Genomic DNA, 13,292 nt, shown 5'->3' with positions numbered 1-13,292 from the left:
GTCAGGAGGCCCCGTGTTCGTCCGACGACGGTGGACCGCACTCGCCACCACCAGCATCCTGATCGCCGCGGCGCTGGCCCATCCCGGGCCGGGCGCCGCCGCACCGCCCTCCCCCGCGATCACGCTCGCCCCCACCGAGACCGCGCTGGTCCGCGTGCGGCTCGCCGACCGGGCGCAGCTCGACCGCCTGGTGGCCGGCGGCGCCGACCTGGCCAACCGTCCCCGCTCGCGCGACGGCGAGTGGACCGCCGACCTGGTCCTCACCGGACGGCAGCTCGCCGACCTCACCCGGCAGGGGGCCACCGCCGTGCAGGTGGTGCAGCGCGCCGACGACGGGGCCCGGCACCTGGCCGAGAGCCGCCGCGCCGCGCAGGAGCGCACCCGCGCCGGGCTGCGTACGAGCGGCGCCGCCGCTGTCGACACGCTCCAGTTCCTCCAGGCGTACTGGTGGACCACCGGCGGCCGGACGTTCCTCCAGGCCCAGGTCGCCACCACCGCCACCGACGACCCGGACGTGGAGATCACTGTGAGCTGGCGGACGGCCGACGGTGCCACCGGCTCGTTCCCGCTGTACCGCTTCGAGGACTCGGGCGAGTACCAGTACCACTACGCGCTGCCGCAGCCCGTGCCGAGCCGTCCGGTGCAGCTCACTGCCACCTCCACGCTGGGCGGCACGAGCCGGCCGGTGACGCCGTCGCTCTGGCCGAACGCGACCCCGCCGCCGCAGCCGACCGGCTATCAGAAGGACTTCATCGACGCCTACCTGACGCCCGTCGACATCAAGGCGCGCATCGCCCGGCTCGGCCGCCAGTACCGCGACCTGGTCGACGTGATCGACCTGCCGAACAAGACCCAGGGATACCGCCGGACCGCCGCCGCCTACCTGGGCGACCCGGCGGCCGCCGCCGTGGTGGTGGAGTCGATCCGCTTCGGCGACCAGGGCATGAACGGCGTGCAGGTACGCACCGTCGACCCGGGCCGGCCGAACCGGCCGCTGAACATGCGCTACCGGGACCGGGTGCTGACCATCTCGCTGGCCACCGACGGCGCGGGCAAGGTCACGAGCACCACCGACGACGTCGCCGCCCTGATCAACGCCCCGCGGGGCGCCCGCTTCCGGGCCACTGTGGAGGACGGCTCGGCGGGGCTGCCGATGCCGGTCACCGGGCCGGTACGCCTCGACGACGGCTTGCAGGGCACCGAGGTGCCGTCCCGGCCCTGGACGGTGCAGGCGCTGCGCATCGGCAAGCACCGCGACGGCTCCCGGATCGGCGTGCTGGCGTACTCGCAGGAGCACGCCCGCGAGTGGGCGACCCCGCTCGTCACGCTGGAGTTCGCCGAGCGGCTGCTGGCGAACGCGCGTACCGACGCGGCGACCCGCAAGCTGCTGGAGCAGGTGGACGTGTTCGTCATCCCGACTGTGAACCCGGACGGCGCGAACTACTCGTTCCACGACTACAACTTCCAGCGCAAGAACCTGGTCAACCACTGCACCGGCGCCTCCCGTGACCCGAAGAACCGCACCATGTGGGGCGTCGACGTCAACCGCAACTACACGGTCGGATCCCTGTTCGACGGGTACGTGGGCGCGAGCGCCAACTGCCTGTCCGGCAACTACGCGGGCACGGCGGAGCTGTCCGAGCCGGAGAGCCGCAACGTGATCGACCTGGCCAAGGCCCACCCGAACATCAAGTTCGCGATGAACGTGCACTCGTACGGCGGCTACTTCATGTGGCCGCCCGGGGCGTACAAGGCCGACGGGCGGGTGACGCTGCCGCGCCCGTCGATCGACGAGTCGACACTGTTCCTGGGCAGCGCCCGGCGCATCGTGGGCGCGATCGCGGCCGAGCGCGGCACCGTCACCTGGCCGTCGCAGACCGGCCCGGTCGCCGACGTGCTCTACTCGGCGGCCGGCAACTCGGCCGACCAGCTCTACTACGAGCTGGGCATCTTCGCCTGGGACTTCGAGGTCGGGAACGACAGGTGGAACGAGACCACCGGTCAGTGGGACGGCGTCGGCTTCCAGCCGCCGTTCGACGAGGCGCACGCCGAGGCGCAGGAGTACGCCGGCGGCCTGGTGGAACTGGTCCGCGTCGCCCGCGACTACGCCGCCGACAACCCGGTCCGGCGCTGACCGCAAGCGGTCCCCGGCCGGTGGAGTCCGGCCGGGGACCGCTTCAGCTCGTCCGGGGCGGGTCGGCCCTGCCTGGCTCAGTCCACGGTGCCGAGGTCGCGGAACACGGCGAGCGCGCCCGGGTCGTCGATGGTCGCCGGGACCGGCTCGTCGCGCCCCTCCACCAGGCCCCGCATGGTGCGGCGCAGGATCTTCCCGGAGCGGGTCTTCGGCAGTGCCGGGACCACTGTCACCCGGCGGAACGCGGCCACCGGGCCGATCCGCTGCCGGACCAGCGCGACCAGCTCGGCGGCGAGCGCGTCCGGGTCCACGTCGGCGCCGGCCTTGAGCACCACGTACCCGCTGGGCACCTGCCCCTTGAGCGCGTCGGCCACGCCGATCACCGCGCACTCGGCCACCGCCGGGTGCGTCGCCAGGACCTCCTCCATCGCGCCTGTGGACAGGCGGTGCCCGGCCACGTTGATGACGTCGTCGGTGCGGCCCATCACGTACAGGTAGCCGTCCTCGTCGAACCGGCCGCCGTCGCCGGTCAGGTAGTGACCCGGGAACGTGGACAGGTAGGAGCGGACGAACCGCTCGTCGTCACCCCAGAGCGTGGGCAGACAGCCGGGCGGCAGCGGCAGCCGGATCACGATCGAGCCGTCCGTGCCGGGCGGCACGTCCCGGCCCGCACCGTCGACCACGCGCACGTCGTAGCCGGGCACCGGCACCGACGGCGACCCCGGCTTGATCGGCAGCGGCTCCAGGCCGCGCGGGTTGGCCGCCACCGGCCAGCCGGTCTCCGTCTGCCACCAGTTGTCGACCACCGGTACGCCGAGCCGCTCCCCCGCCCAGGCCCAGGTGTCCGGGTCCAGCCGCTCACCGGCGAGGAAGAGGGTACGCAGCGCACTCAGGTCGTACCGGGAGATGTGGCTGCCGTCCGGGTCCTGCCGGCGGATCGCCCGGATCGCGGTGGGCGCGGTGAACAGGGCGGCCACCCGGTGCTCGGCGGCGACCCGCCAGAACGCCCCGGCGTCGGGAGTGCCGACCGGCTTGCCCTCGTAGAGCACGGTGGTCGCGCCGGTGAGCAGCGGCGCGTACACGATGTAGGAGTGGCCGACCACCCAGCCCACGTCGGAGGCGGCCCAGAAGACCTCGCCCGGCTCGATGCCGTAGACGTTGCGCATCGACCACCGCAGCGCCACCGCGTGCCCGCCGTTGTCCCGCACCACGCCCTTGGGACGGCCCGTGGTGCCGGAGGTGTAGAGGACGTAGAGCGGGTCGGTGGCGGCCACCGGCTCGCACGGCGCCGGTTCCGCGTCCGCCATCACCTCGGCCCAGGTCAGGTCGCGGCCGGGCACCAGCGGGGCCGGCTCCTGCGGGCGCTGCACCACCACGCAGCGCTCCGGCGCGTGCGCGGCCTCGTCGAGCGCGGCGGCGAGGATCGGGTGGTACGGCACCACCCGGTCGGCCTCGATGCCGCAGGAGGTCGCCACCACCACCTTCGGCCGCGCGTCGTCGATCCGGACGGCCAGCTCGTGCGCGGCGAAGCCGCCGAAGACCACCGAGTGCACCGCGCCGATCCGGGCGCAGGCCAGCATGGCGATCACCGCCTCCGGGACCATCGCCAGGTAGAGCAGCACCCGGTCGCCCCGGCCGACGCCGAGACGGCGCAGCGCACCGGCGAACCGGGCCGTCTCGGCGAGCAGTTCGGCGTAGGTGAGGGTACGTACCGTGCCGGTCACCGGGCTGTCGTGGATCAACGCGGGCTGGTCGCCACGCCCGGCGGCGACGTGCCGGTCCAGCGCGTTGTGGCAGGTGTTCAGCACCCCGTCGGGGAACCAGCGGTACAGCGGCGCCGCCGAGTCGTCGAGGATGCGCTCCGGCGGGATGACCCAGTCGATGTCGGCCGCCGCGTCCCGCCAGAAGCCGGCCGGGTCGGCGATGCTCCGCTCGTACGCTGATCGATACGCGCCCATGCCGTCATGCTGCGCCGCCGCGCCACGCCGGCACGACGGCCGGACGGGTCCGGTGCGCCGGAAGCACGCCCCGGCTCGCTGAACGGCCGCTCACGGCGGTGGGCGGTACCCGTCGCCTGTCGTTCCGGCGGCCCGGGCGTCGAGGACCCGGCGGCCCGGGTCGCGTCGCCGAAGGCCGACGAGCAGCGGCGACGGCTCAGCCCAACGGGCGACGGATGAAGCCCGCGGGGCGGGGTAAGGCAGCACGGTCCTGGTGGAGCGACGACCGGTGTCGCGGCGTACCGCGGCCGGGCACGCGGGCGGGCGGCGCGAATGCCGCCCGCCCGCGCATCCCGGGGCCGACCCGGGCAAACCGAGTTTGATCAATGACGGGCATCGACTAGCGTGCCCAGACGTGAAAACGAACCGGATCTTCCCGATCCTCCTGACCTGTGCCGTGCTGGGCCTCGCCGCGTGCGGCGACGAGAAGCCCTCGACCACGGCCGGGCCGGCAGCCACCTCGGCCTCCGCCGCACCCTCCTCGGCGGCCCCCTCGCCGTCGGCGGCCGCGATGAGCGACAAGGAACTCTGCACCGCCGCAGAGAAGATCAACAAGGACATGCGGGCGAAGCTCATGACCGTGGTGCAGGCGGGCGGCGACCTGACGAAGAAGACCGGCGCGATCCTGACCGAACTCGGTGACCGGGTGACCGAGCTCGCCGCGACCGCCGGCGACGGCAAGGCGGCCACCGCCCTGAAGGAGTTCGGCGCGGAGGCCGGCAAGGCGGGCGCGGCCGCCGACCCGGGCACCGCCGCCGACAACCCCGCCATGGAGAAGGCCAGCAAGGACATCAACGCCGCCTGCCAGACGGCCGGCGCGCCGACCACCTTCTGACACCGACGCCCCGGGTCGTCCGTCCGGCGCGTACCGGACGGACGACCTGTCGGCTCAGTTGCCGGTCACCCAGTTCCAGGCGGAGACCACCCACTCGGTCTGCTGGAGATACGCCACACCGACGCCGACCAGGAACAACGCGGTGACCAGGTGGGCGCCCCGGGCGCTGCGGCGCACCCGGCCGAACTGCCGCTCCAGGATCAGCCGGCCGAGCAGCCGGGCCAGCGCGAACAGGCCGACCGCGGTGAGCAGGCTGAGCACGAACGTCAGCAGCGGGGCGACCAGGTTGCCCCGGCCGGAGATCGCCCAGATGCCCCAGCACACGAACGCGAACAGCGCGCCCGCAGCGCTCAGCTCCCCGCCCTTGCGCGCCTGGGCCAGGTGCCAGCTCATCGGCCGGCGGGGCGCCGGCTCCGCCGCCCAGTCGCCGTGCTCGACGGTGGGGAACTGCTCGGTACGGGGCGTACGCGACGGGCGCGGCTGACCGACCGCCGCCACCCCGCGCTCGAACGCGTCCCGCTGCGGGGGCACCACCCCCGGCTGGGGCGGCACCTCCACGGTGCGCTCGGCCCACGGCTGTGTCTGGTCCGCCATCTTCGTCCTCCCCCTCGACCGATTCCGGCCTCGGTTCCGAGGGTAGCCAGCCCGCAAATAGGGTGCCGACCCCCATCGCGGTGCGATACACACGTGCCGTGACTGACGTGGTGGTATCCCGGGCCGAGGACTTCGACGACATCGCGGCGCTGCTGGCGCTGGCCTTCCACGGCGATCTCGACCCCGAGGTGCAGGCGCTCGAACGCCCGATCTTCGAGCCGGACCGGTCGCTGCTGGTCCGCGACGGCGGCACGGCGGTGGCGCACGCCGCCGCGTTCAGCCGCGACCTCGCGGTGCCCGGCGCGGACCTGCCGGCCGCGCACGTGACGATGGTCGCGGTCGCGCCGACGCACCGGCGGCGCGGCCTGCTCACCACACTGATGCGGCGCCAGCTGCGGGACGTCCGCGACGCCGGCCGCGAGCCGATCGCGGTGCTCTGGGCCAGCGAGGGCCGCATCTACCCCCGCTTCGGCTACGGGTCCGCGGCCCCGCGCTACGTGCTGTCGGTGGACACCACCGGCCTGCGGTTGCCCGCACCGGCGCCCGCCGAGGGCAGGCTGCGACTGGACCGTCCGGACGCGCACCGCGACGAGCTGGCCCGGCTGTACGAGCGGGTCCGCACCGAGCGTCCCGGCTGGTCCCGGCGCGACGACCGCTGGTGGTCGTACGTCCTGGCGGACCTCAAGGCGCACCGGGGCGGCGCCACCGAGCGCCGGGTGCTGCTGCACGAGGGCGCCGAGGGCCTCGACGGGTACGCGCTCTACCGGACGAAGGACAGCTCGTCGGCCACCGGGCCGCAGGCCGAGGTGCAGGTCGGCGAGGTGGTGGCGGCGACGCCCGAGGCGTACACGGCGCTGTGGCGGCTGCTGCTCTCGGTCGACCTGACCCGCCGGCTGTCGTTCCCGATCGCGGCCCTGGACGAGCCGTTGCTGCGGCTGGTGGACGAGCCCCGCCAGCTCTCCCCGCAGCTCGCCGACGCGCTCTGGGTACGGGTGGTGGACGTGCCGGCCGCGCTCGCCGCCCGGCGCTACGCCACGGACGTCGACGTGGTGATCGAGGTCACCGACGAGCTGCTGAAGGAGAACACCGGCCGCTGGCGGCTGGTCGGCGGACGCGACGGCGCGCAGTGCACGCCCACCACCGCCCCGGCCCGACTGGCGTGTGACGTACGCGCTCTCGGCGAGCTGTACCTCGGCGGCGCGAACCCGTACGCGCTGGCCGCCGCCGGCCGCGTCCGGGAGCTGATCCCGCACACGCTGGCCGCGCTGACACCCGCCTTCACCTGGCACCGCACCCCCTCCCCCATGGAGGTCTTCTAGCCCTCACCCCCGCCCCGCCCGCCCGGCCGCCCTGGCGATCATGAAGTTGGCGGCATGAACCGTCCGGTTTGTCCCGGCCAACTTCATGATCGCGTGGGTGGGGGCACGGGTACGCCCGGAGGGGGTGCGGGTGGGTGTGGGGGCGGTACGGTCGGAGGATGGGTGAGGCGGAGCGACGGCGACGGCGGCTGCGGCATCACGGCGAGGCCGCCCCGCCGACGGAGACCGCCGGAACCGGTGCCGACGGTACGGGCACCGGCGGCACCACTGCCAGTACGACACCGGTGCACGACGACGTGGCACCGCGTCCCGTGCGCGGCGGCCGGCCGGGCGAGCCGGAGCCCCGGGGACGCCGCGCCGCCGCGCCCGCCGAGGAGGGCGAGCGCGGGCTGCGCGGGCTGGTCGGCTCCGGTTCGTCGCAGGTGAGCGTGACGGCCGCGCTGCGGGCACGGGACGCCGCCCGCCCCACCGAGGACGACCTCGCCGAGGCCGAACAGCGCGTGGTGCTCATCCGCCGCAACTGGGTGCCGCGCGAGGAGCTGCCCCGCAACGGGCGGTGAGCCGGAGGCGTCCGCTCAGGCGGGCAGCTCGGGCAGGCGGCGGCTCTGCTCGTAGGCGGCCACCTGCTCGATGCGCCGGCTGTGCCGGGGGTTGCCGGAGAACGGCGTGGTGAGGAACGCCTCGACGAGCGCTGTGGCCTCGTCCAGCGTGTGCTGCCGGGCGCCGATGGCGACGACGTTCGCGTCGTTGTGCTCGCGGGCCAGCTGGGCGGTGTCGACGTTCCAGGCGAGCGCCGCCCGGACGCCCGCGACCTTGTTCGAGGCGATCTGCTCGCCGTTGCCGGAGCCACCGATCACCACGCCGAGGCTGCCCGGGTCGCCGACCACCCGGTCACCGGTGTGCAGGCAGAACGCCGGGTAGTCGTCGTCCGGGTCGAAGACGTGCGGTCCCACGTCGACCACCTCGTAGCCCTGCTTGGCCAGGTGGTTGGCGAGGTGCACCTTCAACTCGAAACCGGCGTGGTCGGATCCCAGGTAGACGCGCATACCGCGCAGTCTGACAGGCCCGCCTCCGGGCCGGCGCGCGGGCGGCGACCCGGAGGCGGATTCGTCACACGGTCAGTGCGGCAGCTCGGCCACGACCAGGCCGGCCCGCGCCTTCGGGGTGAACCAGGTGCTCTTGCGCGGCATCTTCTCCCGGGCCAGGTTCACCGCGACGAAGTCGTCGACAGTCACCGGCGCGACGAGCACCGCCAGCTCGGCCCGGCCGGCGTCCACCTCACCGACGAGCCAGCTCGCCGGGTAGTCGCCACCCACGTACGTGATCCGCTTGTCGCCCGGGTCGAGGCCCAGCGCGTCGCGCAGCAGCAGGCGCTCGACGAGCGCGTGGTCGAGGTTCTCCAGCCGGGCGGCCCCGACGTGCGGCAGCGTCACCGCGTACCCCCGGCCGCCGAGGTAGAGGTGCACGACGCCGCCGGTGGCCGGCACGTCGACCGGCCCGTCCACCGGGGTGACCTCCGCGCCCGCCGCGCGCAGCCGGTCGAGCAGCTCGTCCGGCGTGGTGGTCAGCTCGCTGACCAGCCGGTTGTAGGGCTGGATGGCGACCGACGCGGGCGTGGTGACCACCGACAGGAAGCGCGGGAAACCGCCGGTCTGCGCGGCCAGGCTGCGGTGGTTGCCGTCCGCGACCACCAGCTCCCCGCCGCCGGCCAGCGCGGTCAGCTCGTCCTGCGCCGGACCCGGGCCGAGCAGCCAGATCGCGTGCGTCCGGCCGGACTGGTCGACGTCCGTCGCGGCGGGCGCGCCGGCCGCGTCGGTCGCCGCCGCGAGCGCGGCGTGCAGCTCGTCGCCCTTACCGGTCTGGAGCAGGAGTACGGGCGAGAGCAGGTGACCGAGCGCCTCGGCCAGGGCGACGCGCTCGCGCACCTTGGCGATGAACACGTCCTCGTTGCGGATCACCAGGCCCGGCTCGTCGGCGCGGGTGGAGATCTGGTCGGTGTCGACCATGGCCCACAGCCCGTACGCGCTCTCCTCGCCCGGCGCGCTGATCCGGTAGAGCACCACCACCTGCTCGGCGGGCGTGTAGCTGCCGTCCGCCTTCGCCTCGGCCAGGCGCGCCACCGCGTCCGGCAGCGCGTCGAGGAAGGACTTCCCGAGGCTGCCGGGCGCCCGGTGGGGCATCTCGATGCCCAGGGCGCTGTGCGGATTCGCCTCGACGATGGAGGTGATCTCCGCGTCGTCGGCGAACTCGTCGTAGTTCTGCGCGCCGGTGCCGCCAGTGGTGATCCAGGCCCGGGTGATCGGATGCACGACCGTCATGTCCGCTGACGCTACCCGGGCCCCGATCGGCGCCGCCGCCGGACTCACCCGCTTACCACCAGGTGAAAGGAAGGGCCCCCTCTTAACGCCTCCGGTAGAGGAAGGGCCCCTTCTTAACGCCGGGAAGGGCAGCTCAGGCGGTGGAGTTGCGGTGCCGGCCCGGCGTCGGGCGGCGGGTCGCCGGGGCGGGGCGGGAGCCGGCGTTGAGGCGTACCGTCGTCGCCCCCGCGGCGGCCGGGTGGGCGGCGGCGCCGGGCCGCGACGGCGCGCGGCCGGGGCGGCCGGTCTCGCCCGGCGGTGTCATCCGCGAGGTGGCCACCACCCGGGCCACGCCGACCACGATCGGCGGGGCCAGCAGGTCGGCCACCTCGGCCGGGCCGGCCGGCCAGTGGCTCTCGGTCACCGACCAGTACGTCGCACCGGAGTCCTCGGTCGCCTGCCGCGGCGCGTCGTCGGACATGTGGCGGTGCTTGGCCATGGGAACGCCTCCAGGAGCTGCCGTGTTGCGGCCCCGCGGGCCGTCGGCTGGGACACCCGGTGAAACGAGCCCCGCACCGGCCCGGTGACGGGCGGGTGCGGGGCTCGGGGCGTGCTGCCGGTGTTAAGAAGGGGCCCTTCCTCTACCGGAGGCGTTAAGAAGGGGCCCTTCCTTACCCCTCAGTCGAAGATGGGGCCCTGCTCCCGGGTGCGCTTCAGCTCGTAGAAGCCGGGGGTGCCGGCGACGAGCAGCACGCCGTCCCAGAGGCGGCCGGCCGCCTCGCCCTTCGGCGCCGGGGTGATCACCGGGCCGAAGAAGGCGACCTGCCCGCCGTCCGGACCCGGGGCGTGGATCACCGGGGTGCCCACGTCGGTGCCGACCGGCCGCATGCCCGCCTCGTGGCTGGCCCGCAGCGCCTCGTCGTACTGGGTGGACTCGGCCGCGTCGGCGAGCGCCGGGTCCAGGCCCACCTCGGTGAGCGCGCCCACCAGCATGTCCCGGCCCAGGCCCTCCTTGCCGAGGTGGATCCGGTTGCCCATCGCGGTGTAGAGCTTCGCCAGCGCCTCGGCGCCGTGCGCCTGCTCGACGGCGATGCACACCCGCACCGGGCCCCAGCCGTCGCGCATCAGGTCCCGGTACTCCTCCGGCAGCTCCCGGCCGTCGTTGAGCACGGACAGGCTCATCACGTGGAACCGGATGTCCACATCCCGGACCTGCTCGACCTCCAGCAGCCAACGGGAGGTGATCCACGCCCACGGGCACAGCGGGTCGAACCACATGTCCGCGGTGACACGTTCGGTCACGGTGTTTTCCCTTCACGGCATCGTCGCGCCGGGGACCCGGCGCGGTCACCTCCGATCCTCACCCCGTACCCCGTCGACCGGTACCGGAATGAGAGCGTGACCTCGACCACCGGGAGCGGTCCGTGCATGGAAGACTCGGTTCTCGACGGGCCGTCACGAGCGGCCGGGCAGAACCGGCGCCGCGGGGCGCGGCGAGACGAGTGGGATGGAGACGAACAGTGCCGGGAGTGCGCAACCTGACCCAGGTCGAGGCGACGGAGCGGGCCCGCCTGCTCGAGGTGACCGGGTACGACATCAGCCTTGACCTGTCGACCGCGGTGCAGCCCACCGGTCGCACGTTCCGCTCGGTGACCGAGGTCCGGTTCCGCTGCGCCGAACCGGGGGCGACCACGTTCATCGAGACAGCCGCCGAATCGGTGCGGTCGGCCACACTCAACGGCGAGCCGGTGGACCTGTCCGGCTGGTCCGCCGAGAAGGGACTCACGCTCAGCGGCCTGGCCGCCGAGAACGTGCTGGTGGTCGACGCCGACTTCGGCTACTCCAACAGCGGGCAGGGTCTGCACCGGACCGTCGACCCGGTGGACGGCGAGACCTACCTCTACAGCCAGTTCGAGACCGCCGACGCGCAGAAGGTCTACGCCTGCTTCGACCAGCCCGACCTGAAGAGCGTCTACACCTGGCACGCCACCGTCCCGGACCACTGGCGGGTCGTGTCGAACATGCCGGTGGCCCGCGAGGAGGCCGCCGGTGAGGGCCTGAAGACGGTGCACTTCACCGTGTCGGAGCGGATGAGCACCTACATCACCGCGCTCTGCGCCGGGCCGTACCACGAGGTGCGGCGCACCCACGACGGCATCGACATGGGCTACTTCTGCCGGGCCAGCATGGCCCCGCACATGGACGCCGATGACCTGCACCTGATCACCACGCAGGGCTTCGACTTCTTCCAGGAGAAGTTCGGGGTGCGCTACCCGCTGCCCAAGTACGACCAGCTCTGGGTGCCGGACTTCAACGCCGGCGCGATGGAGAACTTCGGCTGCGTCACGCACGCCGAGTCGCACTACATCTTCCGCTCGCAGGTCACCGACTTCGAGTACGAGCAGCGCGCCAACACGATCCTGCACGAGCTGGCGCACATGTGGTTCGGTGACCTGGTCACCATGCGCTGGTGGAACGACCTGTGGCTCAACGAGTCGTTCGCCGAGTGGGCCAGCCACTGGTGCAACACGCACGCCACCCGCTTCACCGACGCCTGGACCACGTTCCTGTCGATCCGCAAGAACTGGGGTTACCGGCAGGACCAGCTCTCCTCCACCCACCCGGTCTACTGCGAGATGCCGGACCTGGAAGCCGTCGAGGTCAACTTCGACGGCATCACGTACGCCAAGGGCGCGAGCGTGCTCAAGCAGCTCGTCGCGTACGTGGGCGAGGAGCCGTTCCTGGCCGGCCTGCGCGCCTACTTCGGCAAGTACGCCTGGGGCAACGCCACCTTCGACGACCTGCTGTCCGAACTGGAGGCGGCCTCCGGCCGGGAGCTGCGCAAGTTCGCCGCCCAGTGGCTGGAGACCGCGCAGGTCAACACGTTGCGCCCGGAGGTGACCATCGGCGCCGACGGCACGTACGAGCGGGTGGTGGTCCGGCAGGAGGCGCCGTCGGCCTACCCGACGCTGCGTACCCACCGCATCGGCGTCGGCCTGTACGACCTGACCGACGGCCGGCTGGTGCGCCGCGAGCTGATCGAGACGGACGTGACCGGCGAGCTGACCGAGCTGTCCGAGCTGCACGGCAAGCCGGCCGCCGACGTGCTGCTGCTCAACGACGAGGACCTCACGTACGCCAAGCTGCGGCTGGACGAGCGGTCGATGGCCACTGTGGTGCAGCACATCGCCGGCTTCGACTCGTCGCTGGCCCGGGCGCTGTGCTGGACCGCCGCCTGGGACATGACCCGCGACGCCGAGCTGTCGGCCCGCGACTACGTGGCGCTGGTGCTGGCCGGGCTGACCGCCGAGACCGACATCAACCTGGTGACGGCCACGCTGCGGCAGGCGACCACGGCGCTCACCTTCTACGCCGACCCGGCGTGGGCGCCGACCGGCTGGGCCGACCTGGCCCGTACCGCGCGGACCGCGCTCGCGGCGGCCGAGCCGGGGAGCGGCTTCCAGCTCGCCTGGGCCCGGTCGTACGCCTCGTCGGCCCGCTCCGGTGAGGACCTGGCCACGCTGCGCGGCTGGCTGGACGGCAACGGGGTGCCGGAGGGGCTGACCGTCGACACGGAGCTGCGCTGGACGGTGCTCCAGTCGCTGGTCGCCAACGGCGCGGCCGGTGCCGCCGACGTGGACGCGGAGCTGGCCGGCGACCGTACCGCCAGCGGCGAGCGGGAGGCCGCGTACGCGCACGCGCTGGTGCCGACTGTCGAGAACAAGGCCGCGGTGTGGGCGCTGCTCACCGGCCCGGACGCGCTGCCCAACTGGCGCAACCGGGCGCTGTTGCAGGGCTTCACCCACGCGGCGCAGGTCGAGCTGACCGCGCCCTACCGGGAGCGGTACTTCGCCACGGTGGACCAGGTGTGGGCGCAGCGCGACAGCGAGCCGGCGCAGGAGTTCGTGCAGCTCGCCTACCCGGCGCACCTGGTCGAGGAGGACACCGTCGCGGCCACCGACGCGTGGCTGGCCCAGGACGGCCGGCCGGCGTCGCTGCGGCGGCTGGTCGCCGAGGGCCGCGACGGCGTGGTCCGCGCGCTGAAGGCCCGGGAGCGGGACGCGCGCAGCGCCTGAGTGAGGCACGTCGGCCGGGGCCGGCGCGGGTGGCAGTCCG

General features: G+C 73.6%; 11 protein-coding genes. 5 read left to right on the top strand and 6 right to left on the bottom strand.

Annotated elements, in window-relative coordinates; translation table 11 throughout:
• The first annotated feature begins 13 nt into the window (after positions 1-13).
• Positions 14-2,134 carry a M14 family zinc carboxypeptidase gene (locus IF06_RS0122325; protein ID WP_030273324.1) on the top strand — a complete coding sequence of 707 codons (2,121 nt, stop codon included), beginning with the start codon at positions 14-16 and terminating at the stop codon, positions 2,132-2,134.
• Between the two features lie 77 nt (positions 2,135-2,211).
• Here IF06_RS0122325 and IF06_RS0122320 read toward each other — a convergent pair whose 3' ends face one another.
• A complete protein-coding gene (locus IF06_RS0122320; protein WP_036311324.1) occupies positions 2,212-4,092 on the bottom strand; it encodes a propionyl-CoA synthetase in 1,881 nt (626 codons plus the stop codon).
• A gap of 394 nt (positions 4,093-4,486) precedes the next feature.
• Here IF06_RS0122320 and IF06_RS0122315 point away from each other — a divergent pair, with 394 nt between their 5' ends.
• Positions 4,487-4,966 (top strand): hypothetical protein, encoded by a 480-nt coding sequence (locus tag IF06_RS0122315; RefSeq protein ID WP_013288044.1) that lies wholly within the window; start codon positions 4,487-4,489, stop codon positions 4,964-4,966.
• A 54-nt stretch (positions 4,967-5,020) separates the two neighbouring features.
• On the opposite strand, the gene IF06_RS0122310 is transcribed toward IF06_RS0122315, so the two are convergent.
• A complete protein-coding gene (locus tag IF06_RS0122310; RefSeq protein ID WP_030273321.1) occupies positions 5,021-5,560 on the bottom strand; it encodes a hypothetical protein in 540 nt (179 codons plus the stop codon).
• A gap of 98 nt (positions 5,561-5,658) precedes the next feature.
• Between IF06_RS0122310 and IF06_RS0122305 the strand changes: the two genes are divergently transcribed.
• A complete protein-coding gene (locus tag IF06_RS0122305; protein WP_030273319.1) occupies positions 5,659-6,879 on the top strand; it encodes a GNAT family N-acetyltransferase in 1,221 nt (406 codons plus the stop codon).
• Between the two features lie 158 nt (positions 6,880-7,037).
• A complete protein-coding gene (locus IF06_RS0122300; RefSeq protein ID WP_030273317.1) occupies positions 7,038-7,439 on the top strand; it encodes a hypothetical protein in 402 nt (133 codons plus the stop codon).
• A 15-nt stretch (positions 7,440-7,454) separates the two neighbouring features.
• Here IF06_RS0122300 and IF06_RS0122295 read toward each other — a convergent pair whose 3' ends face one another.
• The 4 genes from IF06_RS0122295 to IF06_RS0122280 all read right to left on the bottom strand — a co-directional run bounded on the left by IF06_RS0122295 (position 7,455) and on the right by IF06_RS0122280 (position 10,478).
• Positions 7,455-7,925, bottom strand: a complete 471-nt coding sequence (locus tag IF06_RS0122295) for a ribose-5-phosphate isomerase (RefSeq protein WP_013288048.1) — start codon at positions 7,923-7,925, stop codon at positions 7,455-7,457.
• Positions 7,926-7,997: 72 nt separating this feature from the next.
• Complete coding sequence (locus IF06_RS0122290; protein WP_030273315.1) at positions 7,998-9,197, bottom strand: DUF1015 family protein; 1,200 nt, start codon at positions 9,195-9,197, stop codon at positions 7,998-8,000.
• Between the two features lie 133 nt (positions 9,198-9,330).
• On the bottom strand, positions 9,331-9,675 hold the full coding sequence (locus IF06_RS0122285) for a hypothetical protein (RefSeq protein ID WP_013288050.1): 345 nt from the start codon (positions 9,673-9,675) through the stop codon (positions 9,331-9,333).
• 179 nt (positions 9,676-9,854) lie between these two features.
• On the bottom strand, positions 9,855-10,478 hold the full coding sequence (locus IF06_RS0122280; RefSeq protein WP_013288051.1) for a DSBA oxidoreductase: 624 nt from the start codon (positions 10,476-10,478) through the stop codon (positions 9,855-9,857).
• 227 nt (positions 10,479-10,705) lie between these two features.
• On the opposite strand from IF06_RS0122280, the gene pepN reads away from it, so the two are divergent.
• Positions 10,706-13,252 carry an aminopeptidase N gene (gene pepN / locus IF06_RS0122275; protein WP_030273313.1) on the top strand — a complete coding sequence of 849 codons (2,547 nt, stop codon included), beginning with the start codon at positions 10,706-10,708 and terminating at the stop codon, positions 13,250-13,252.
• The last annotated feature ends 40 nt before the right edge of the window (positions 13,253-13,292 follow it).

Origin of the sequence: Micromonospora globosa (assembly GCF_000717585.1) — a bacterium.
Lineage (GTDB): Bacteria > Actinomycetota > Actinomycetes > Mycobacteriales > Micromonosporaceae > Micromonospora > Micromonospora aurantiaca.
Note: the sequence above shows the minus strand (reverse complement) of the source record. Positions and strands in the feature narration are given on the sequence as shown.